Raw genomic sequence first — 22,893 nt, 5'->3', positions numbered from 1 at the left:
TTCGCCTGAAAACCCTTATTGATGAGTCTGGTAATGATTCGTGGAATACGCAAAGTAGCCGCGCTGGCGCATCAGCTCGCGGCGCAGGTCCGGGTGCGGCGTAAAGCGGTCGCGGCCGTGCAGCCAGAACAGGTTGTTAATGAGCAGAAATTTGCCCACCGGCACCGGTATGGAAAGGATGTTTTTGCTGGTCTCCAGCGCGTCGGAGAGGCGGCTCAGCCAGGTGCCTTCTTCGAAATCTTTCGGCTGGACGAACTGGTCGATATAGCGCATTACCGGGCGGCCCAGCGAATCGACGTCGAACACCGGGTGGAAAACATCCTTGCTGACGTTTTTGCTCGGCGGCGCGGCCCAGCGCATTGGGCGGCGAGCCAGCGGGTCGCGGAAAAATTCGTCGAGATGCTCCCAGTCGTCGAGATGCAGCAGCAGGGAATTGCCGCCCTGCATGTTCTGCTCGTCGATCTTCATCATTAATACGTAGTCGGTTTGCTCTTCGACGTAGGTGCCGTCGTTGTGCAGCTCCATCACCCGGTGCGGTTGGCGCAGGTAGCTGTCTGAGTTATCGACATTTTTCACCACAAAGCGGGCGTAATACTGACCGCTCATGGCGTCGAAGTTGGAACGACCAATCAGGTGGGCGACGGCGGTGGCCAGCTTGACCATCTCCTCGGCCTGGCTGACGTGATCGATCCCTTCGCCGTTGATAAGCAGCGCGCCTTCCGCGCGATCGAGCAATGTTTTGATCAGCAACGGCTGCAGCTGATTGCCACACAGATCGTCGAGGATCTTGCCGACCTGGAAGCGTAAGAAAGATTTGTACTCCAGCGCCTGCACCGGCCACTGCGCGACCTGCTGCAGGAACTGCGTGGTCGTTTCGGCGGAAAAGGTGAGCTCCAGCAGGCGCGGCGACTGGGCGGAAGGGGTGAAAGAAAAGCCAGGGTATTGCTGGGCTACCGGCGCGGGTGTCGGTTTTACTGCGGTCAGGGCGTTCATCAGGATCGTTCCTCGCTGTAAGGTCAGGGTGATGTTCATTTCGTAGCCATAAATTAAAAATATCTACATTTTTATAAAATGCGTACGAAATGGCTTTTTTGTTTCCATTTTGTGATCTGACAACAATTATTTAACAATGCGAAAGGGGGATAAGGTGGTGGTGAAAGTTGCGGAACAGAGCGGGTGGCGTATAGCGCAAAATGGGGATAAGGCCGAGGGAAATCGTAATACCGGTCACAGTTTTTAATCTGCACAATATCCTTACCAGATGAAGGTGTTAATATTCAGCCGGTAAATACCTTTCAATGCTCACTGAGGCTTCGATGCTGGAGAATGTCATTATCAGATAATCAGTTTCCCGACCTGCCCAGGCCGGACTGATTATCGCTGCGCTTAAACCTTACGCACACACCTGCGGGTGTAGGCATGTTTTCGCACATGATAATGAACAGGTTTCAGTATGAATTTATCCCGTCAGGAACAACGGACCTTACACGTTCTCGCCAAAGGTGGCCGTATTGCGCACGTCCGCGATACCTCCGGCCGCATTACCGCCGTTGAATGCTACACCCGCGAAGGGCTGTTGCTGAGCGACTGCACCCTTGCGGTCTTCAAAAAGCTCAAAACCAAAAAGCTGATTAAGTCGGTGAACGGCCAGCCGTACCGGATCAACACGACCGGTTTGAATAACGTTCGCGCGCAAGCGGACAACCGCTGAAATAGCGACCTGGGCAGGGTCGCTGCCCGGGCGTATGGCTCTCAAGGAGAAAACCTCATGATCGATATCCCTCGCATTTTTACCATCAGTGAAAGCGAGCACCGTATCCATAACCCTTTTACCCCGGAAAAGTACGCCACGCTGGGACGGGCGCTGCGAATGGCGCCGGGCACCACCATTCTTGACCTCGGCAGCGGCTCCGGCGAGATGCTCTGTAGCTGGGCGCGCGATCATCAGATCGTCGGCACCGGCGTAGACATGAGCCTGCTGTTCAGTCAGCAGGCGGCCGCCCGGGCAGAGGAGCTCGGGGTAAGCGACCGGGTAACCTTTGTGCACCAGGATGCCAGCGGATATGTCGCCAGCCAGCCGTGCGATGTTGCCGCCTGCGTGGGGGCCACGTGGATCGGCGGCGGGGTGGCAGGCACAATCGAGCTGCTGAAGCAGAGCCTTATCCCAGGCGGCATGTTGCTTATCGGCGAGCCATGGTGGCGCAAACGTCCGGCCACGGCAGAAGAGGCGGTTGCCTGCGGCGCGCAGTCACCCGATGACTTCCTGACGCTACCGGCGCTGGTCGCCCACTTTGGCGAACTGGGCTATGACGTGGTGGAGATGGTGCTGGCCGACCAGGAGGGCTGGGATCGTTATGAAGCGGCGAAATGGCTGACAATGCGCCGCTGGCTGGAGGCCAATCCGCACGATGACTTCGCACCGGAGGTTCGCCAGCAGTTGACCACCGCGCCGCTGCACCATGTCACCTGGACCCGGGAATATCTCGGCTGGGGCGTGTTTGTTCTGATGGCGCGTTAACCGGCATGTCGGTAGCGTCAGGAGGCGCTACCGACCACCTTCAGACCTTCAGTTCGTCGTAGCTGACCATGACGTGCTGGCGAAAGGCGGGCCGTGAGGTTAGCCGTGCATAATACGCCGCAAGGTGGGGGAGGGGACGACGGGGGATATCGATTGCAAAGTAGCGGTACAGCACATGACCAAACTGGATATCGGCTAGGGTGAACGTATCGCCCACCAGATAGCGACTCCCGGCGAGACGTGCCTCGGCAATCGCCAGCTTTTGCTCCAGGGCCGTCACCGCCGCGGCGATGGCCTGCGGATCCCGCTCGGCGGCAGGCGTGCGCACCACGCGCCAGAACACCGGCGTCGTAAAGCCGAGGGCGATATTCTGCTTTGACCACTCGGCCCAGCGATCAACCTCAGTACGAGCCAGCAGTTCGCCCGGCCAGAAGGCGTCGTCGGCGTAGCGACTGGCTAAATAGCGAAGGATCGCGCCGGTTTCCCACAGCGGCGGATTTTCGTCATCCTGCAGCACTGGTACCGTACGATTGGGATTGAGCTGATAAAACGCCTCGCTGTCGGTACCGCCATAGCGATGCCCCACGTCGAACCGGAGATAGTCCAACCCAAGCTCGCCAACACACCACATCAGCGCCTGCACGTTAGAGGAGGTTTTTCGGCCCCAGATGGTCAGCATCGGGATCTCCAGAGAACAGGGAAAGAAGGAGCATAGCAGGTTGGGTTGAAAACGGGAGGGGGTACAAAAGAAATGAGCCACCTCGCCGCGCAGGGGGCGGACGCGCTGGTCAGATGTTCAAACCAGGGGCGTAGCTGAGCCAGCTATTCAGTGCACAGTATAAGAGGAAGAAGCAGAGGGCAGCAGTTTGCCCTCTGTTTACTTGAGTGGTCTTGTACTAATGTGTGGCGCTAAAAAACTCGCCAAATTTGACGGCCAGCCAGCCGACAGGCGTCGTGGCGCCGCCGACGATATTGGTGATCTCGGCCATCCCTTCCGGCACCGGAATATGCGAGTTCACCGCCGCCTGAGTGTATTCTTGCGAAATGTCCGTCCCGACATACAGGATGCAGGTCACGATCAGGGTTCCGGTTATGAACATGCGGAACATATTTCGTTTACAGAACGGCGTGACCATTGCCAGCAGGAACATTAAGGAAGCCAGATCGACAAAGGGCAGTACGCGGTTGCCGGGCAGAATGATAGACAGCACCACAGCCATAGGGATTAACAGCAGACCGGTCGCCAGTACCGAAGGTTCACCGATCAGTAACGCCGTATCCATCCCGATGTAAAAATCGCGCCCCGGGAATTTAGCCTTCAGTTTTGCTTCAGCGGCATCACGGACAATCAACAATCCCTGCACCAGAATTTCAATCATTTTAGGCAGCAGCAGCATGGCGGCTGAAACCTTAATGGCCAGTGAAACGGCCGCGGAAACGTCATATCCAGCCAGGAAGGCCAACAGCAGTCCCAGCACAAACCCCAGGGTAACAGGCTCGCCAAAAACGCCGAATTTTTTATTAATACTTTCCGGGTCGAAATTGATTTTATTGATAAGCGGGATCTTATCAATGATGTAATTACAGGCAATGCCAAACGGCACGTAAGCTATACAGGTAAGATGGGGGAATGATATCCCTTTAAGATTATAGTTTTTTTGTAAATACGGCGCCGTTAAATCTGCCGCCAATAGCGTCAACACAACAATAGCGAATGTAATACCGACCGAAAGCCAGTAATTTCCCGTTCCGGCATAGACCACAGACCCCATGATCAGGAAAATCCAGTAGTTAAAAATATCGATATTCACCGTTTTGGTTAATTTCAACAGAAGCATGGCCAGGTTGATGACGATAAAGCCCACCACGACGGGCAGCATCAGCGGCGAACCCCAGCCAATGGTCGATGCGGTAGGCCAACCGGTATCAACGACCGTTAACTGCAGGCCGATACGCTCAACCATCGCCTGCGATGCCGGGCCCAGGTTTGTCAGCAGCAGGCCAATCACCAGCCCCACCCCTTCAAAACCAATGCCTACCAGCATCCCTGCTTTAAATGCCGTACCGATTTTAACGCCAAAGCAAAGCGCGATAATAAAGAATATTACTGGCATCATTACTGATGCCCCCAGACTAATAATGCTGTTGATAATATCCATAATGATTCCTTAAAAGGCGGGCGAATTGGGCACGAGTAAACCCGTGCCCATTGGGCCCTGTTAATACCTTTAATGGTTCTTTTAATATTTAACTGAGTTTCTTTAAAAGGATCTCAGCGAAGAGTTTGGGCGAATTACTGAATGCGTCAATGGTACTCCCGGCAATATGCGGCGTAATGGTCACGTTATTCAGAGTATAGAATGCACTGTCGTCTGGAAGCGGCTCGTCATCAAAGGTATCAAGCGCGGCGCCCATGATTTGCCCGGATCTGAGCGCATCAATCATCTCTTTTTCATTGATTAACCCGGAGCGTGCCGTGTTAACAATGATGGCACTGCGCTTCATCAGCGCGAAATGGTGTGCGTTAATCAGATTTTCGGTTTCCGGCGTCAGGCGAGCATGTAACGAGATAACGTCGGCGCGTTGTACCAGTTCGTCCAGAGAATCGACTTTCTCATAACGTTCATGGCCTGCAACGTACTTATCGTAAAAGATAATCTCCGTGCCAAAGCCGCTGAGAAATCCCGCGACCAGTTGGGCAATATGACCGAGGCCAACCAGCCCCACGACTTTTCCGCCAAGCTCCGGGATCGCCTGATGGTTCGGACTGTCTTTACGCCAGTATTTGTCACGCAGGGCATCGTGTGAACGGGCGATATTGCGCATTTCCGCCAGGATCATGCCGACCGTGAATTCGGCGACGCTGCGAGCGTTACGCCCCGGGGTGTTCATCACCTCAACGCCCCGGGCGTTCGCCACCTGAAGATTCACGTTTTCCACGCCACCGCGGAGCACGCCTACATATTTCAGCTTTGGTAGTTTATCGAACACCGCAGTATTGACGGGGGCAAACTGAGTGATCAGGATGTCAATATCATCCGTTCCCTGAAGCAGCGCTTCCGGTAAGGCCACGGCTTCTGCTCCTTCCTGTTCAACCCGCAGATTATCTTCCTGAAGTTTCTCAACGGAGCCATGTGACCACTCGCGTACTTCTACTTCAATCCCGTTATCCCTGAGCGCTTTCAGTCCTGATTCCATCATCGCTGCATTGATAAACAGATCGGCAATTGCCAGACATTTCATAATGATTCTCCCTAGATTAACGCATCAACATACCGCCGGTAACGTCCAGAGTTGCTCCCGTCATATAGCTGGTCTTAGGAGAAACCATGAAGACACCGATGTCGGCAATTTCTTGCGGCTGGGCCACGCGGCCCACCGGAATACGACTGACGTAATAGTCAGGGTTTTGCTCAATGTTCTTACGGATCATCGCAGTATCCATGATCCCGACGGCGATATTGTTCACATTGATTTTTTGTTTGGCGACTTCCCGCGCCAGAGAGATAGCAAAGGCGACCAGGCCGGCCTTACTTGCCGCGTAGTGCGCATGTCCCGTCGTGGAGCCGTGGAACGCGGCCTGCGAGGTAATATTCAGAATGCTGCCCATCTGGTCATGCTGCAGGCAGTGATTTACAAACAGCTGGCTGAGATGGAAGATGGCTTTCAGATTGACATTCATCACCAGATCCCAGTCCTGCGGGCTGATCTCGGTGACGTAGCCGCTCAGCCAGATCCCGGCGTTATTCACCAGAATGTCGGCTTTACCCAGTCTGTCGATACAGGTGGCAAACAGATTTTCCCGGCTCTGTTCGTCAGAGAGATCGGTTTTGCCCGCGATGATCTCTACGTTCGCGCTGGCCTTCACCGTTTCGATCAGCCGTTCGGGATGCTCTTCCTCACGCATATAGGTAAAGCAGATATTGACGCCTTCTTTGGCGAGAGAAAGAACAAACTCTTTCCCCAGGCCGGTTGCGCCGCCTGTCACGATGGCCGTACGATTCGTTAAATTCAGATCCATTTTTTCCTCACTTAGTGCGCGATGTAGTTGCTGCAGCTTTTCCACGGCGACTGCATTTCTGATAACAGGTTTTTATAAAGCTGGTATTTGGTCTGGTAGACCCGGTGGTTTTCCGGATTAGGGGAGACGGTGCGTGAGACATGGACCATGTCGTTTGAGGCAGCAAATACCTCTGCAAACCAGCCCACCATAACGGCGGCGGTCATCGCGGTACCCAGGGTTCCGTGCTCTTTGACGTCAACGATTTCCAGCGTGGCCTGGAAGATATCGGCGAATATCTGCAGCCAGACCGGGGAGTTCGTGACGCCGCCAGCAATACGAATAGTGTGGCTTAGCTTCGGGTTAATATTGCGTAAGCGCTCGGTGTGGTAGAGATGGCTGAAGGCCACGCCCTCATAAATCGCCCGCAGAAAATGGGCTTTTTTATGGAAGCTGTTGACACCGATAAAGCCGGCCGAGGCGTCGGGAATGGTGTTAGAGCCAAACACGAACGGAAAGAACAACAGGTGGCTTTCATCCGGCGTCGTTGACGAAACCAGCTTATTACACAGGTCATAGACCGACGATCCTTGTTCGGCGGAGGTTTTCCGATCGCTCTCCATAAAGTTGTTAATAAACCACTCCAGGTTGCTCGCGGAGGTGGGGCTGGCCTCGGTGATGAGCCATTTACCTTCAATGGGATAAATGGAGGTCATAAACAGATCTTTATCAATAACCGGGTGGTCGGTAACGTATTCGTTTATGCTCCAGGTGCCGGTGACGATCGCCATCTTATCGAGACTGTTAATCCCCGAGGCAATGGAAGAGGCCGAGATATCAAACACCCCGCCAGAAACCGGCGTACCTGCGCATAAACCGGTCAGACGGGCCACGTCGTCAGTGATTTTTCCGCAGCATTCTGTTGAGCGTTTGATGGGGGGCAATTTGTCCCGCAGTTCATCAAGTCCCCACCATGCCAGTAGTTCATCGTCATACTTGCAGTCACGTACGTTGATCAGGTTGGTCCCTGAGATATCGGTCAGCTCAAGAAAAGCCTCTCCGGTCAGGTAAAAACGGATCAGGTCCTTGACCATAAGAATATAACGCGCTTTTTGCAACGTCTCGGGCTCGAAATCCTTCAGCCATGCCAGCAGGGCGACAGGTTGTCCGGCCCAGATGGACTGCATCGTTTTTGGCAAAATGTCGGTAAGGAATTCTGGTGAGCGTTGCCATCTCTCAACGTACTCTTTTGCCCGGCTATCGGTGGATATAATGCCGTTACGCACCGGGTGACCTTCTTCGTCGACCAGATACAGACCGTTACCATGACCGGTGACGGCCACTCCTTTTATCTGGCTGGCGTCGATACCTGATTGCTCAATCGCTTTTTTAATCACTTCGACATTAGCGGCCCACAGCTCATCGATACTGCGCTCTGTGTGGAATTCCCGGGGTGTCAGCATCTGCGTAGATTTTGAGGCGATGGCGAGCACCTGTCCTTTACGGTCATAGATGGCTGCCTTGGTGACGGTTCCACCATTGTCGATGCCCATGACGTATTCATCTTTCATTCGCGTGGACTCCTTATTGGTTACCATAAGCCGGGCTCGCTGGTGGTTATCCCTTTAAATCCGGCATGGAATATTTTATCTACAAGGTATTTGCGCTTAACAAAGCCTCCGGCGATGAATACCACATCAAAGCCTTTCAAATTTCGGCTAATCAACTCCAGACACTGGCAGGCATATTCAGCAGGTAAGATTTCAATTGCGTCCGGTGGACTGTGCTTAACAATATCGAGCGACTGATCAAGCGATCGCGAATCGATAAGTAAAACCCGATATACGGTCAGCAATCCCTCTTTTTTGGCGTAGCGTAGCGCGGAGAGATTGGAAGAAATAACACCATCAACCTTGTAATAATTTTTCAGCAGATTGATCCCCTCCTGATCCGGTTTGAAGCCGCCCAGTAATTCAAGGTGAACGAGAACCTTCTTACCGCTTTGATGGCATTTGCCAATCAGCGACTGCAGATTGCCGATATTCGCTTCGGATAGCAGCACATATTCTGACTGGCAGGATAATGCTTTCTCAAAGTATTTATACTTCCTGATGGAAGGGATGATGGTGTTATTTGAAATCATATTAATTTCCGATGTTATTTAGCCATGTAGAGGCTGTATGCATCTTCCGCTGTTGCGTTTTCATGGATGATGGCATTCAGGCCTGCTACCACTTTCGCCGGCTGCGGATCCTGGGTAATGTTTCGTCCCACAGCCACGCCTTTCGCACCCATCTGCATACAGTGCTGAACAAATTTGAAGTAACCGTCGATGCCGGTTTTTGGCCCTCCTAAGGCAAGCACCGGCACGCCAGCAGCTTCAACGATCAGTCGGTCCTCTGGTGAACCGGTAAAACGCGTTTTGATGACGTCCGCGCCCAGCTCCACCGCTGCGCGGGCCGATGCAGCGATGATGGCCGGATTGTTAGAGTCATCGCTGGTGACGGGATAACCATACGGGAGCGATTCGACAATCAGCGGTACATTCCAGCGATCCGCTGCCTGTGCGAGTTGCATCGCCATAATGTGGGTTTTTTCTTCATTGAAGGCGCCGGGGAAGGTCATGCAGACCACGCCCTCGGCAGCGACTTTAAGCGCATCTTCGACGGAAAAAACGGGGGTAGTATCGGGAACGGTATTGTCAAAGATACTGACCGTGCTGTCGACGCGTAACACAACGGGAACGCTGTTCAATGCTTCCCGATAATTCTTCAACATGCCGTACGTGACGAGCGCGCAATCCAGGCCGTGTTCCACCAGAGCAGGGAGCTGATTTATCGTATTATCAATACCATTTGTTTTCGTGGAAAAATAGTAGCCATCCAGCGCTAAGGTCACGGATTTACCGTCTTTTGCGAATATTCTTGAGAGACGACGTTCTTTAGACATTTATTTACTCCTGAGATAAAAAAACAAAAAAAAAGCCCTCAGAGACTCGCGTCTCTGAGGGCTTTCTGTTCACATACCCTTTTGATAATGGTTCAGGGATCCAAAGCATTATCAATGCAATTTTTTAGCAAAGTGAGAAAGGTTTAACTTTTGTTTAAATTAAATCTGTTCTCTTGCGTGATTAAATAACTAACACACGCGATAACTTATTGTCCAGTTGGTATCGTTGAAATGAGAGATTCATCACATCAATATGTTGTATTACCTGAGAAGTGCCGGGTTAAATACAGAAACCGACCCCTTAAAAACCAGGCAATAACGCATCCGGACAAGGGGGAGAACGCCAGGCGTTTATATCATCCGCATGAAGAACGCATCCATTCATGCTCCAGCCTGCAGATCGTCATCCCCAAACGCGTATTTATTCCTGTCCGGATGGCGTACAAAAACGCTATAGCAATGTTGTCGGCATGGCGGTCTGTCCCCGGGATGATTTCCTCCTGCCGCCCGGGCAAATTACTCGTCCGCTTTGTGCGCCCAGGCAGGCATCGCCGTCAGGTAACGTTTTGCCCGTTTCCGTGATTCCGCTACGCCCACCTTTTGCCAGGCGTCGAGAAAAGCCGCCAGACCGGATACGGCCTCTTCCCAGGATTTCAGATTACCGTCGCTGTCGCTGCAATACGCGCAATATTTATCGCTGGCCCCTTGCGCATCGGGTGCGGACATCGGCATTCCGCAGGCCTGGCAAAACCTTTCGTGCTGTGTCATAGAGCGCTCCTCCTGTCGTTTGGTTGTCTACTAAACATACAGAATTTACGCATGGTGCTTAGCGTTTCAGATCAATAGATCCTGCCGTAACCGTTGTTGGGGATCTTCTGCCGGGGAGTGCGGGAGGGATAACGGGAACTTACTCCGTATCACGACGCTATCGCCTCCCTTATTTCTTATTGATGCAACGGTTGATCGCAGGCCGCGAGTATGGATTCATGCATCGCTTCGGAAAGTGTCGGATGTGCAAAGATCATCGACAGGAGACTTTCATCTGTGGCCTCCAGGTGACGGGCGATGCCAAACCCCTGGATCTGTTCCGTGACCTGTGCGCCAACCATATGCGCGCCCAGCAACTCGCCGGTTTCAGCATCGAAAATAGTCTTCACAAAACCCTCTGTCTCGCCGCTGGCCAGCGCCTTACCATTGCTCTGATAAGAGAACTTACCGATCCTGACGGGCCGTCCCCTGGCCAGGGCCGTCGATTCCGTCAGGCCCAGACTGGCAACCTGGGGCCGGGCATAAGTGCAACCAGGCACATAGTCGCGATCGAGAGGGTGGGCGCCTTCGACACCGGCCAGTGTCTCAACGCAGATCACGCCTTCGTGGCTGGCCTTGTGCGCCAGGCACGGCGGGCCGGCTACATCGCCGATGGCATAAAGCCCGAATACGTTAGTGCGACAAGCCGCGTCCGTCTTGATAAAACCGCGGTCTAACTCGACGCCCAGTGCTTCCAGCCCCAGATCTTCAATATTCGGCTGTACGCCAACCGCCAGCAGCACACGTTCGACATCCTGAGAATATTCGCCGCCGGTGTTGTTTAGTGTGCAGCGCACCCCGATATCGGTGAGCTGTACTTGCGTCACCAGGGTCTGGGTATGGATCTGAATACCGCGTTTTTCGAATGACTTACGCACTGCTGCAGACACCTCGGCATCTTCCACTGGCAAAATCTGCGACGCTAGCTCGACCAGCGTCACTTTACAGCCCAGATCGTTATAAAGGCTGGCGAACTCGACGCCAATCGCCCCTGAACCGATGATTAAGAGCGACTTGGGTAAAAGCTTAGGCCGCAGCGCCTCGAAATAGGTCCAGATATGTTCGCCATCTGGCGCTATGCCTGGCAATGCGCGTGGTCGGGCGCCGGTTGCCAGGATCACGTGATCGGCCCGGTAATCGCGCGCCTCCCCTCGGGCATCCTCGACCGTGATTTGCCCCTTGCCGCGCAGCCGCGCGGTGCCATCAATCACCCTCACGCCATTTTTCTTCAACAGGTACGCAACCCCAGCGGTGAGCTGTTGCGATACGGTACGGCTAAACTGCACCAGTTTCTGCAGATCGACGTTCACCTCGCCCACGCTGATGCCCAGCTGACTGGCATGGGTGATAGTGTGCGCAACCTCAGCGCCATGCAGCAGCGCCTTGGTTGGAATGCATCCCCAGTTCAGGCAGATGCCGCCCAGATGTTGTTTTTCCACTAATACGGTACGAAGCCCTAGCTGGCCGGCACGGATGGCGGCAACGTATCCCCCAGGACCCCCGCCGATGATCAGCACATCGTATTTATCGTGCATAGCTCGTCTCCTGGATAAACATCAAGGTCGGGGTTTCAATCAGTCGCTTGAGTTCCCGGAGAAAAGCCGCACCTGCCGCGCCATCGATGACCCGGTGATCGCAGGATAGCGATACCGTCATTTGCTGGCGCGCGACGATTTGCCCGTCGCGTACTACCGCCCGGACCTCGCCGGCGCCAATGGCAAGGATTGCGCTTTGCGGTGGATTGATGATGGCGTCAAACTGCCGGACGCCGAGCATCCCCAGATTTGACAGGCTAAAGGTCCCGCCCTGGAACTCTTCCGGCTTCAGCGTGCCCGCTTTGGCTCTGGTCACCAGCGAGTGAATTTCGTTCGATATGTCGCTGATCGATTTCCGGTTCGCCGAGCGAACAATAGGGGTAATTAGCCCGGCAGGCAGCGCAACGGCCACCGAAATGTCGGCATCCGTAAAGCGGCGGATACTTTGTGCCGCTTCATCAAACTGGATATTGACGTCAGGCACGGCCACCAGCGCCAGGGCGCAGGCCTTCACCAGCAGGTCATTCACCGAAATCTTGACGCCGGGTACTTCGCGGTTAATGTCCTGACGTAACGCTAACAGTCGCTCCAGATCGAGATCGACGCTCAAACGGAAATGGGGAGACTGTTGCTTGGACGTTTGCAGGCGAGAAGCGATAGCCCGCCGCATACCGGACATCGGGATGCTCTCAAAGGGGGCCGGGGCACTCTCCTGCACAGGACTGGTCTGCGGGTGCTCGTCGAGTAACAACGCCGCGGCCAGCACATCATCGCGACTTACCCGACCGCGTGAACCGCTGCTTCGGCAGTCATGCAAGTTGATACCCAGTTTGCCGGCCAGGCGGCGCGCCAGCGGGGTGGCCGATACCTGGCTGTCATCGGCATGCGAGCGGGGCGCTTTGCTACGACGAACGGGGGGCGTCGGAGAGGCCAGGCGACCGCCGGCGGCGACGATCGCGCTTTCCAGATCAGAAACAGAGATACGATCCCCGCGCCCGCTGCCGCGGACTTTTTTCAGGTCGATACCCCAGCGGGCAGACAGTCGTAACGCATGGGGCGTGGCATTAACCTGAGTCACATCGGTCACACCTTGCAGACTGACGGGGATGACGGTCTGCCCAACAGGGGGCTCGGGGCTGTTGGATGGCGGCGAAACAACGGAAGCTGGCTTAGCGCCTGCCTGTGCCGCTACGTCCGGCGCGGCAGCCTCCGGGCCTGGGGCTGCGGGTTTCGCCGTCGCCAGGCGGGCAACAAATTCGTCCAGTTCAGCATCGCTGACCGACGCGTCAGCCGCCAGGGCCAGCACGGCGCCTACCTGAAGCGTCTCACCCTCGCGGGCGAGCATCCGACGTAACGTACCGGCAAAGGGGGCCTCCAGCACATTGACGATTTTACTGGTTTCAATCTCACAGATTTCCTGCCCTCTGGTGAAATCGTCACCCTCCTGGATTGCCCATCGAGCGAGCAAGCCTTCCTCCATGGAAAGCCCCCACTTTGGCATTTCAAGCGTCTTGATTTCGCTCATAGGTTAATCCTCCAGCACTTGACGGACGGCGGCTTCGATACGTTCAACGCCAGGGATCCAGAGTTTTTCGAGAGCAGGGGAGAACGGGACCGGCGTGTGTGGCGGCGTCACCAGCAGAACGGGCGCTTTGAGGAAATGGAATGCCTGGGACGCAATCAGCGCCGCGACATCATGAGCAAAACCGAAGCGTGCAGCGGATTCGTCGACAATCACGACCCGCCCCGTGGACGCCACCGATTCCAGAATACCTTCCTCATCCAGCGGCGAAATGGTTCGCGGGTCGACCACCTCGACCGAGATCCCCTCTCTGGCCAGTTTGTCCGCCACCTGGTTTGCTTTATGTACCATTGCCGACAACGCAATGATGGTGACGTCCTCCCCTTCGCGAGTGTAGTTGGCTACACCTAGCGGGATGGTATAGATCTCGTCCGGTACCTCGCCCTTGAGGTCGTACAGCATTTTATGCTCGCAGAATACCACCGGGTCGTCGTCGCGAATGGACTGGATTAACAGACCCTTGACGTCATAAGGCGTCGAGGGCACCACCACCTTCAGTCCAGGCGTGGTGGCAAAGATATTATAGGGTGACTGTGAATGCTGGGCTGCGGCAGAAAACCCCGCGCCGATCATCCCTCGCATCACCAGCGGAGCTCTGGCTTTGCCACCAAACATGTAGCGGAACTTAGCCGCCTGGTTGTACAGTGCATCGTGGCTCACGCCAAAAAAATCCATGAACATCAATTCCGCGACCGGCCGCAAACCCGTCGCTGCGGCGCCGGCCGCCATACCGATAATGGCCGACTCGGTAATGGGCGTGTCGATCACCCGATCGGAGCCGAACTGCGTCCACAGCCCTTTAGTGACACCCAGTACACCGCCAAAGGCTTCAATCTTCGCCTCTTCGGGCGCATTTCCGCCATGACCGCCACGCAAGTCTTCACCGATGAGTACCACGCGTTCATCGCGCTCCATTTCCTGAGCCAGGGCTTCCTTGACCGCTTCACGATAGGTTTTTATTGTCATGGTTATCACCCTCAGTATGAGACGTATACGTCTGTCAGCAGGTCTTCCGGAGCCGGGTAGGCAGCGGCGCGGGCCTTCAATACGGCATCGTTGACCAGGGCTTCTACTTCCTCGTCAATCGCCGCCAGTTCTTCCTGGGTGATATGCTGCTTGACCTTAGCGGTGAAAATCTTCAGCGGATCATGTTGTTCACGCAGGCGTTGCACTTCACCTTCCGCGCGGTATAGCGCGGGATCGCCCTCAAAATGACCATGCCAGCGGAAGGCTTTGGCCTCAATGACGCTTGGGCCACCGCCTTCTCGCGCACGCTTGACCGCCTCTGAGGTTGCCTCATAAACGGCAAAGAAATCGGTGCCATCGACGGTCACTGCCGGCAGGCCGAAGCCAGCGGCGCGCCGGGCGATATCACGCCCACCCACGGCGTAGTCATGGCCGGTCCCTTCGCCGTAACCGTTATTCTCGAAAATAAAGACGGCTGGAAGCTGGAGCACGACGGCCATATTGATGGCTTCAAAGACCAGGCCCTGATTAGAACCACCATCGCCCGTAAAAGAGACACCGACGTTGCCGGTTTTTAGCGTCTTTGCCGTTAGCGCGGCGCCGATGGCCAGGGGAGGGGCTCCCCCAACGATAGCGTTCGCCCCCAGCATTCCTTTCGACAGATCGGCAATGTGCATCGACCCGCCCTTACCGCGACATAACCCGCTGTCCTTACCGAATATTTCGGCCATCATGCCGTGAATGTCGCAACCTTTAGCAATACAGTGGCCATGTCCACGGTGTGTTGAACCAATAAAATCTGCGCTTGTTAAATTTTCGCAGACCCCCACCGCGATGGCCTCCTCACCGGTGTAAAGGTGAATGAAGCCCGGAATATCACCGCTGGTATTTTCCTGATGCAACCGCTCTTCAAATGTTCTGATCTCCCGCATCTTGCGGTAAGCCTGCAATAACGCCTGTTTGCTGAGCATCGTTTAATTCTCCTCAATAAAGGTCACCCAGGCGGGGCCAACAGACAGGGCGGATAACCCTGGCCACACCCATGCAATGAATCTACGAGCGGTTAAAGGGAGTGCGAAGCCACCTTCATGGGGGGGGAGGTGGGGGTTTTCATGCTTGAGGTCAAACTTTCTAAATTTTGTGTAGCAATAAAGTTTGTCTGCCCCATGTCATCCCGGGGGCTGGCGTACAATTGAAAAAAACAAAGTGAGTAGACACCACGGATGAAGCCATTGGATTTAGAAGGTCGCCAATCACCCTCACTGGTCTCCGGGCCATTGCGGCTGACGCGAGGCTTGCCGCTAATCCTGACCAAATTCGTCCCGCCTCGCTCCTCAATACAATTGCTGGAGCGCCCCCGGCTGCTTCAGCTTCTCAGTCCCGTTCAGCAGTGCCGGCTGGGCGTCGTCTGCGCCGGCGCTGGATTTGGCAAAACCACGCTGTTGGCACAATGGCATCAGCAGATGGTCGCCCAGGGCGAACGTATCGCCTGGCTGAGCCTCGATGAGGATGATGATGACGTATGGCAGTTTATTCCTTATCTGCTGCAAGCATTGCGTCCACTCTATGCTGACTGGGACGCCGATTTCTGGCGTGACATGGAAGAGCAGAAGCTCTCCAGCTCCGAGCAACTGCTGGCCGGGCTCATTAACCAGCTACACTACTGCCCGCATGACGTGTACCTGATTATCGACGACTTCCACGTGATTAACGATCGTGGGGTCTATGAAGCGCTGGGGTATTTAATCAAGCATGCGCCTGCCGCCTTGCATCTGATCATTGGCAGCCGTTTCCACCCGAATCTTGCGCTGAGCCAGCTGCAGGCCCAGGACCAACTGGTGGAGATCTATGACCGAGACCTGCAATTCACGCTCGAAGAAACAAAACACTATTTTAGCCGCACGGTTGCGCTACCCCTCAGCAACCATCATGCACAGCGGCTACAGTCCGTGACAGAGGGCTGGATCGCGGGCATGAAGATCGCTTCATTGTCGGCAGAATTACAGAATGATCCCGAGCATCTGTTGCGTAATATGCATGGAGGAACACGATCCATTGCCCGCTATCTGAAAGAGGTGGTACTGGATCCGCTGCCGGAAGAGGTTCTCGATTTCCTGGTGAAAACGTCCTTCCTCAGTCGGTTAAATGCCGAACTATGCAATGCAGTGACTGGACGTGATGATAGTAAAGCGATGCTGGCATGGATTGAGCGACACAACCTTTTTTTGTCAGCCCTTGACGAACAAGGCTACTGGTTTCGCTACCATCCTCTGTTGCAGGAAAATCTTCGGACCATGCTGCAGCAGAACAACGATATTGACCGCAAACAGCTGCATGAATTAGCCAGTCATTGGTTCGTCGAACAGAAGCTGTGGTCTGAGGCGGTACGCCATGCGCTCAGCGCAGGCAAGCCGGTGCATAGCCCCGTGCAGGACGGCGCAAGCGCTCAGTCACTGGCGGAAGAAGGGGATATCGATACCCTGATTTCATGGATGCATCATTTACCGCCCAGCACCGATCCTTCGCGCATTGACCTGCAAATTAACCTAGCCTGGGCACTGGCGCATTATTTCCACTTTGATGAGTCGAGGCAGCTGCTTGATAACCTCGATCAGATGGTACTTCATCATCGTGAGGATTTAACCCGCAGCACCTGGTGTAAATTGCGCGTTGTGCGGGCAATTTGCGAAGCCTTTGCTGAAAACATCCCGGAGAGTCTGGCTATTGTTCAGCCGTTGCTGGCCGAAGTGCCCTGCGGCGACACCTGGGTTGATGGTCTGATATGCAATATTCTCAGCTATTGCCATGTTGTTAACCAGCGCTATCACGACGCGCTGGAGGTTCAACAGCATATGCCCTCTCCGGAAAGTCCTTTAGATAATCTGTTTGTCTCGGTTTATCGCGCTTTTATCATTGCTCAGTGCCATCTTTGTCAGGGCGATCTGGGGAAAGCCGGGTGGTACGCAGAGAAAACGTTGCGCCAGGCTGAATGTTATACCGGTACCCAGTCGACCAGTGGCGCGACGCTGGCGCCGCTGCTGGCGGAGATAGCCTATGAATGTCAGAGGGGTGACTCGCCCGAGCATCTGTTAGCCGACCGGCTCGAATTCATCGACCGATTCAGTCCACCCGATGCGCTGAGTCGTTGCTATACCTATCTCGCGCGTCAGGCCCTGGATGGCAATATGCCGTATGAGGCCGAGCGATTGCTGGAGCATGCGCAGCGTCTTGCCGTGTCTCGCGGCTGGCAACGGCTCCAGGCCATGATGTTAGCCGAGCAGGTGAGGGTGCGGCTGCAGCGCGGCAATGTCACAGGCGCAGAGCAACTGCAGCGACAACTTGAACAAATGGCCGCCAGCTTCAGAATGGATGCCGAACATCCCTGTCAACGCGCTATCGCTCTGTCTGCATCCCTTAGCCACTGTCGCCTTCTTCTCGCCAGAGGCCAGGCGCCGCAAGCCTGTATTCTCCTGGCTGATATGGTCCCTGATCAGGAAAACCGGGGGGACAGGTTAACCGCAGCGCGTCTGCGTACGCTCTGGTCATTGGCCTTGTGGAACAGTGGCAAAACTGCCGCTGCGCGCACGACATTTCAGCCAGTCGTGCAGCTGGCTGAACAACAGCATCTCAAAGGCCTCTTTCTTGAAGCTGGCGATACCTTGCAACCTTTGCTTGCCGGTATGAATGAAACCTCTTCGGCTTGTACTGAGGAAGGGATAGTCCATGAACCCTGGGCCGGCAAGCGCGCGCCTGCAGATGGAACACCGTTTAATAGTGGAAGCCCCGATATTCATGGGGAACTCAGCGAGCGAGAATTTCAGATATTACAACTGATCGCTGAAGGTCAGATGAATAAAGAAATTGCTCGCTCCCTCGCTATTTCTGCCGAGACGGTCAAATGGCACATCAAAAACATCTACGCGAAGCTTAAAGTGAATAGCCGCACTCAAGCGATGAGCCGGGCGCTGGAGATGAAATTACTGGATTAACGGTTTGAAGAGGGAGGGCTGGATATAAAATATTATTAAGACGAGCCACTTTCTTAACGGGGCTATGAGCCACGGATAATCCCGGCGTTTTTGAGCCTATGATCTTCAAAACATATTTCGTGATAACGACGTTCACTGCTCCCTCAAAACAGCCTTACCGTATGAGATTTTCAGTTTTACAGTTGATTCCTTTACTTCAGGCGATAACCCAGATAGCAAGGGATTCGTTCATTACCAGTTTGACCCTCATATTTTCTTATCCCACCACCTGAACTTCCTATGAAATATCGCCCACCAGCTCTGCTATAACTGCATCACCGCTGATTGCGCAATCGGGTACATCATTTCCTATTTCTGCGGAACCCGAAAATTATGGATATTGCCAGCATTGAAAAATTGATCGCTCTGGTTGAAGCCTCCGGCATTGGCGAACTGGAAATTGCCGAAGGGGCAAGCTCCGTGCGTATCAGCCGCGCCATCTCCAGCCCCACGGCGGTTGGGTCGTCCGCCGTATCCGCGGCCGTCGTCCAGCCGCAGTTGGATATTCCGATTCAGGCCGCACAGGCCAGGGCTATCGCATCTGACCCTGCGACGGAGCACATCATGTCATCCCCGATGGTAGGAACCTTTTATCTCTCTCCGGGACCCGGTGCGGCGCCATTTGTGGCTGTGGGTCAGCAGGTTAATATTGGCGATACCCTGTGCATCGTCGAAGCGATGAAGATGATGAATCAAATCTCGGCAGAGAACAGCGGGATCGTTAAAGCGATTCTGGCTACTGATGGTCAACCGGTTGAATTCGACCAGCCGCTGATAGTGATTGAATAGGGGATCTCATGCTGGACAAAATCGTGATTGCCAATCGTGGCGAAATCGCGCTGCGTATTCTGCGCGCCTGCCGGGAGCTTAACATCCGCTCGGTAGCCGTTCACTCTACTGCCGACCGCGAGTTAAAACACGTGCTGCTGGCCGATGAAAGCGTCTGTATTGGTCCTCCGTCATCCGCCAAAAGCTATCTCAATATTCCGGCGGTAATTTCGGCAGCTGAAGTGACGGGCGCGGCGGCCATTCATCCCGGTTACGGTTTTCTCGCAGAAAATGCGGATTTTGCCGAACAGGTGGAACGCTCAGGATTTGTGTTTATCGGCCCGAAAGCGGAAACCATTCGCCTGATGGGGGATAAGGTCTCGGCTATTCAGGCAATGAAGCAAGCTGGAGTACCGTGCGTACCGGGTTCCGATGGCCCGCTGGACGATAACCATGAGAAGAATCGCCGGCTGGCAGCCGGGATCGGTTACCCGATTATCGTCAAAGCCTCCGGAGGCGGCGGTGGGCGCGGGATGCGGGTTGTTCGCGAAGAGAAAGAGCTGGCGCAGGCCATTGACATGACGCGCGCCGAGGCAAAGGCAGCGTTCAACAATGATATGGTCTACATGGAAAAGTATCTGGAGAATCCACGCCATATCGAAATCCAGATTCTGGCCGATGGGCAAGGGCAGGCGATATATCTTGCCGAACGCGATTGCTCAATGCAGCGTCGCCACCAGAAGGTGGTGGAGGAGGCCCCTGCGCCGGGGATCACCGCGGAAATCCGCCAGGCTATCGGCGAGCGCTGTGCCAAAGCCTGTCTGGACATCGGCTATCGCGGTGCCGGTACCTTTGAATTTCTCTATCAGCAGGGTGAGTTTTATTTTATCGAAATGAATACCCGCATTCAGGTGGAGCATCCGGTGACGGAAATGATCACCGGCATTGACCTGATTAAAGAGCAGTTGAGGATTGCCTCCGGATTGCCTCTCTCCATCAGCCAGCAGCAGGTGAGCCTACGCGGTCATGCAATTGAATGCCGTATTAACGCCGAAGACCCACATACCTTCATGCCCAGCCCCGGCAAAATTACCCGTTTTCATGCGCCAGGTGGCTTCGGCGTACGCTGGGAATCTCATATCTACGCAGGTTACTGCGTCCCACCGTACTACGACTCAATGATTGGCAAATTGATCGTCATCGGCGACAGCCGGAATGAGGCCATTGCGAGAATGGAACATGCCCTGAGCGAACTGGTGATCGATGGCATCAAAACCAACGCTGAACTACAGCGGCGGATCATGGCGGATGACCATTTTCGCGCTGGCGGCTGCAACATCCATTATCTGGAAAAGAAACTGGAGCTCAATCGCTGAACTTAGCCCCAAAGCCGCCTCCGGGCGGCTTTCTTCATTTATCGCTATCAATATCACTACAGGAAAACCGGAGGTAAGTTGTGTCTGCACTCTCTTATGTGACGGGTGAGAGCCATTGTGCCTGGGCTATATATCTCTCCCAGGTGGAACGCGTTCTGCCGCTGCCCGGCGATCTCAATCGCTGGGCCAATACTCTGCGCCACCCGGAAAGGGCGCTGATTGTCGATGTTCCTCTGGAAATGGATGACGGGACGATTCGCCATTTTGAAGGCTTTCGGGTTCAGCATAATCTCTCTCGCGGACCCGGCAAAGGGGGCGTGCGCTATCACCCCGACGTCAGCCTGCAGGAGGTGATGGCGCTGGCGGCGTGGATGACCGTGAAATGCGCGGCGCTCAATCTGCCGTTCGGCGGGGCGAAAGGCGGTGTGCGCGTCGACCCGTCGACGCTATCCGACAGAAAGCTGGAGCGTTTGACCCGGCGCTACACTTGTGAAATCAGCAGAGTAATCGGCCCTCGGCAGGATATTCCGGCGCCGGACGTCGGCACTAACGCCCAGGTCATGGCCTGGATGATGGATACCTGGTCACGCAACGCCGGAACAGCCGCGACCGGCGTGGTGACGGGGAAACCGGTCCATCTCGGCGGATCGCTGGGGCGGGTACAGGCGACCGGGCGCGGCGTGTTTATCACCGGCTGTCACATTGCGGAAAAAATGGGACTCCCCGTGGCGCAAAGCCGGGTTGCGGTGCAGGGTTTTGGCAATGTGGGTAGCGTCAGCGCCGGGCTGTTTCATGCTGCTGGCGCGCGGGTGGTGGCTGTACAGGATCATCGTGCGACGTTGTATCAGCATAACGGGCTCGATATCCCGGCACTGCAGGCGTGGCAACAGGAGCACGGCACAATAGCTGGTTTCCCCGGTGCCGATAACGTGACGGAAGAGGCTTTCTGGCGTCTCGAGTACGAGATACTGATTCCGGCAGCCCTGGAGGGGCAAATTAGCGCGGAACTCGCGGCTGGGCTGCGCTGCCGCCTCATTCTGGAGGGTGCCAATGGTCCTACGCTGCCGGAGGCTGACGACGTGCTGGCTGAGCGGGGGATCGTGCTGGTTCCAGACGTTATTGCCAACGCCGGCGGGGTAACGGTCAGCTATTTCGAGTGGGTGCAGGATCTCTCCAGCCTTTTCTGGAGCGAAGAGGAGATCGACGCTCGGCTGGATACCATTATGCGCCACGCTATCGAAAGCGTCTGGCAAAAAGCGCAGGCGCTGGCAATCCCCCTGCGTACCGCCGCCTGGGCCCTGGCCTGCGAACGGATCCTACAGGCAAGTAAAGACCGCGGGCTGTATTCCTGAGGCGTGGCGATGAAAAGCCCTGCGTTGTCGGCGCGGGGCCATAGGTAGAGTCAGAAAGCGTCAGGAAGAGGCGCGCGCGATATGCGCCCGCCGTTGCCGCTGGTCACACCACAGGGTGAATATCCCCGCCAGCGCTACGATCCCTGCGCCGATCAGCGTTGAAGAACCGGGCAGGCTGTTTAAGAACAGATAACCGATGACCATCGACCAGACCAGCGTGGTGTAGTCAAACGGCGCCAGTAGCGAAGCGTCGGTAAACCGCAGGCTCAGCGTGACCAGAATCTGTGCCATGCCGCCGAAGAAGCCGCAGCCCACCAGCAACAGCAACTGACCCGGCGTAGGACGTACCCAGCCGAACAGGCTGGTTGCCAGACCAATCAGGGTGGTCATCAGCGAGAAGTAAAAGACGATGGCGCCAGGTTTTTCAATGCCGTTGAGAAAACGGATCTGAATGTTGGAGGTGGCGGTGCAAAGAGCGGCAAGCAGGGCGAACGCGACGCCGAGAGCCATCCCGGGCTGCAGATGGCCGCCAGCGAACAGAGAACTGCTGGCGGTTAAACTGGCGGAGAGCATAAACAGGATGCCGGAAAAACCGACGATAACCCCCAGCCAACGGGAAAAACGTACCCGCTCTTTCAGCAGCAGGGCTGCCATGATGACGGTGAAGAGCGGAGCAGCGTAGCTCAGGGCGGTGGCGTCGGCGAGAGAAATCGATACCAGCGCCAGATAGTTGAAGTACATCCCACCGGTACCAGAAAAGCCGCGAATCAGATGGCCGAAAATATTTTTGGTCTTGATACTGGCCAGCACGTTGCCCTGAATTTTTAACCAGATAAGCAGGGGAAACATAGCAATAAAAGAGCGAAAGAAGATCACCTCGCCGGTGGGAATCGCCCCCTGCAATCCTTTGACGCAGGCCAGCATTAATGTAGCGCATAGCGCGGAGAGTATTTTTAGATAAATCCCAAGTCGGGCATTCATGTGACTACCTTTGGTTAACGGTCGCGGAGGG

General features: G+C 55.1%; 20 protein-coding genes. 6 read left to right on the top strand and 14 right to left on the bottom strand.

Annotated features, from left to right (window positions below):
* Positions 1 to 15: 15 nt before the first annotated feature.
* On the bottom strand, positions 16 to 993 hold the full coding sequence (glaH, locus tag AB1E37_RS20400) for a glutarate dioxygenase GlaH (RefSeq protein ID WP_002889847.1): 978 nt from the start codon (positions 991 to 993) through the stop codon (positions 16 to 18).
* Between the two features lie 460 nt (positions 994 to 1,453).
* Here glaH and AB1E37_RS20395 point away from each other — a divergent pair, with 460 nt between their 5' ends.
* Together AB1E37_RS20395 and AB1E37_RS20390 are read left to right on the top strand one after the other, a co-directional pair.
* On the top strand, positions 1,454 to 1,711 hold the full coding sequence (locus AB1E37_RS20395) for a YjhX family toxin (protein ID WP_002889848.1): 258 nt from the start codon (positions 1,454 to 1,456) through the stop codon (positions 1,709 to 1,711).
* Positions 1,712 to 1,768: 57 nt separating this feature from the next.
* A complete protein-coding gene (locus AB1E37_RS20390; RefSeq protein ID WP_023279832.1) occupies positions 1,769 to 2,518 on the top strand; it encodes a cyclopropane-fatty-acyl-phospholipid synthase family protein in 750 nt (249 codons plus the stop codon).
* Positions 2,519 to 2,558: 40 nt separating this feature from the next.
* On the opposite strand, the gene AB1E37_RS20385 is transcribed toward AB1E37_RS20390, so the two are convergent.
* The 12 genes from AB1E37_RS20385 to AB1E37_RS20330 all read right to left on the bottom strand — a co-directional run bounded on the left by AB1E37_RS20385 (position 2,559) and on the right by AB1E37_RS20330 (position 15,328).
* Entirely contained in the window at positions 2,559 to 3,197 is a 639-nt protein-coding gene (locus AB1E37_RS20385) for a glutathione S-transferase family protein (protein WP_002889850.1), read from the bottom strand.
* A 217-nt stretch (positions 3,198 to 3,414) separates the two neighbouring features.
* The gene (locus AB1E37_RS20380) at positions 3,415 to 4,677 is read right to left on the bottom strand and encodes a PTS galactitol transporter subunit IIC (RefSeq protein WP_032447348.1); all 1,263 of its coding nucleotides are present in this window, start codon (positions 4,675 to 4,677) and stop codon (positions 3,415 to 3,417) included.
* An 88-nt stretch (positions 4,678 to 4,765) separates the two neighbouring features.
* Positions 4,766 to 5,761 (bottom strand): 2-hydroxyacid dehydrogenase, encoded by a 996-nt coding sequence (locus AB1E37_RS20375; protein ID WP_004177325.1) that lies wholly within the window; start codon positions 5,759 to 5,761, stop codon positions 4,766 to 4,768.
* Between the two features lie 16 nt (positions 5,762 to 5,777).
* Complete coding sequence (locus tag AB1E37_RS20370) at positions 5,778 to 6,539, bottom strand: SDR family NAD(P)-dependent oxidoreductase (RefSeq protein ID WP_032447349.1); 762 nt, start codon at positions 6,537 to 6,539, stop codon at positions 5,778 to 5,780.
* An 11-nt stretch (positions 6,540 to 6,550) separates the two neighbouring features.
* The gene (locus AB1E37_RS20365) at positions 6,551 to 8,089 is read right to left on the bottom strand and encodes an FGGY-family carbohydrate kinase (protein ID WP_032447350.1); all 1,539 of its coding nucleotides are present in this window, start codon (positions 8,087 to 8,089) and stop codon (positions 6,551 to 6,553) included.
* Between the two features lie 20 nt (positions 8,090 to 8,109).
* Positions 8,110 to 8,661, bottom strand: coding sequence for a glycerol-3-phosphate responsive antiterminator (locus AB1E37_RS20360; RefSeq protein ID WP_032447351.1), 552 nt, complete (start codon positions 8,659 to 8,661; stop codon positions 8,110 to 8,112).
* Between the two features lie 14 nt (positions 8,662 to 8,675).
* Entirely contained in the window at positions 8,676 to 9,467 is a 792-nt protein-coding gene (locus AB1E37_RS20355) for a class I fructose-bisphosphate aldolase (protein ID WP_002889868.1), read from the bottom strand.
* Positions 9,468 to 9,983: 516 nt separating this feature from the next.
* Positions 9,984 to 10,193: a hypothetical protein gene (locus AB1E37_RS20350; protein WP_004213874.1), complete on the bottom strand. Its 210-nt coding sequence runs from the start codon at positions 10,191 to 10,193 to the stop codon at positions 9,984 to 9,986.
* Between the two features lie 218 nt (positions 10,194 to 10,411).
* Positions 10,412 to 11,809 carry a dihydrolipoyl dehydrogenase gene (gene lpdA, locus AB1E37_RS20345; protein ID WP_004147204.1) on the bottom strand — a complete coding sequence of 466 codons (1,398 nt, stop codon included), beginning with the start codon at positions 11,807 to 11,809 and terminating at the stop codon, positions 10,412 to 10,414.
* Complete coding sequence (locus AB1E37_RS20340) at positions 11,799 to 13,334, bottom strand: 2-oxo acid dehydrogenase subunit E2 (protein WP_032447352.1); 1,536 nt, start codon at positions 13,332 to 13,334, stop codon at positions 11,799 to 11,801. The genes lpdA and AB1E37_RS20340 overlap by 11 nt, the downstream gene beginning before the upstream one ends.
* 3 nt (positions 13,335 to 13,337) lie before the next feature.
* Entirely contained in the window at positions 13,338 to 14,357 is a 1,020-nt protein-coding gene (locus AB1E37_RS20335) for an alpha-ketoacid dehydrogenase subunit beta (protein WP_002889881.1), read from the bottom strand.
* A gap of 11 nt (positions 14,358 to 14,368) precedes the next feature.
* Positions 14,369 to 15,328 (bottom strand): thiamine pyrophosphate-dependent dehydrogenase E1 component subunit alpha, encoded by a 960-nt coding sequence (locus AB1E37_RS20330; RefSeq protein WP_002889884.1) that lies wholly within the window; start codon positions 15,326 to 15,328, stop codon positions 14,369 to 14,371.
* A gap of 252 nt (positions 15,329 to 15,580) precedes the next feature.
* On the opposite strand from AB1E37_RS20330, the gene AB1E37_RS20325 reads away from it, so the two are divergent.
* From AB1E37_RS20325 to AB1E37_RS20310, 4 genes are all read left to right on the top strand, one after another.
* Entirely contained in the window at positions 15,581 to 18,346 is a 2,766-nt protein-coding gene (locus AB1E37_RS20325) for a LuxR C-terminal-related transcriptional regulator (protein WP_032447353.1), read from the top strand.
* A 372-nt stretch (positions 18,347 to 18,718) separates the two neighbouring features.
* A complete protein-coding gene (accB, locus tag AB1E37_RS20320; protein WP_004222825.1) occupies positions 18,719 to 19,174 on the top strand; it encodes an acetyl-CoA carboxylase biotin carboxyl carrier protein in 456 nt (151 codons plus the stop codon).
* An 8-nt stretch (positions 19,175 to 19,182) separates the two neighbouring features.
* On the top strand, positions 19,183 to 20,529 hold the full coding sequence (gene accC, locus AB1E37_RS20315) for an acetyl-CoA carboxylase biotin carboxylase subunit (RefSeq protein WP_004222829.1): 1,347 nt from the start codon (positions 19,183 to 19,185) through the stop codon (positions 20,527 to 20,529).
* Between the two features lie 80 nt (positions 20,530 to 20,609).
* Positions 20,610 to 21,881 carry a Glu/Leu/Phe/Val dehydrogenase gene (locus AB1E37_RS20310; protein WP_032447354.1) on the top strand — a complete coding sequence of 424 codons (1,272 nt, stop codon included), beginning with the start codon at positions 20,610 to 20,612 and terminating at the stop codon, positions 21,879 to 21,881.
* Positions 21,882 to 21,941: 60 nt separating this feature from the next.
* Here the strand turns inward: AB1E37_RS20310 and AB1E37_RS20305 are convergent, their stop codons facing one another.
* A complete protein-coding gene (locus tag AB1E37_RS20305) occupies positions 21,942 to 22,862 on the bottom strand; it encodes a DMT family transporter (protein ID WP_004222833.1) in 921 nt (306 codons plus the stop codon).
* Positions 22,863 to 22,893 lie beyond the last annotated feature (31 nt).

This window comes from Klebsiella sp. Shm-1 (genome assembly GCF_040804525.1).
Classification (GTDB): domain Bacteria; phylum Pseudomonadota; class Gammaproteobacteria; order Enterobacterales; family Enterobacteriaceae; genus Klebsiella; species Klebsiella pneumoniae.
This window is presented reverse-complemented; position numbering and strand designations above follow the sequence as displayed.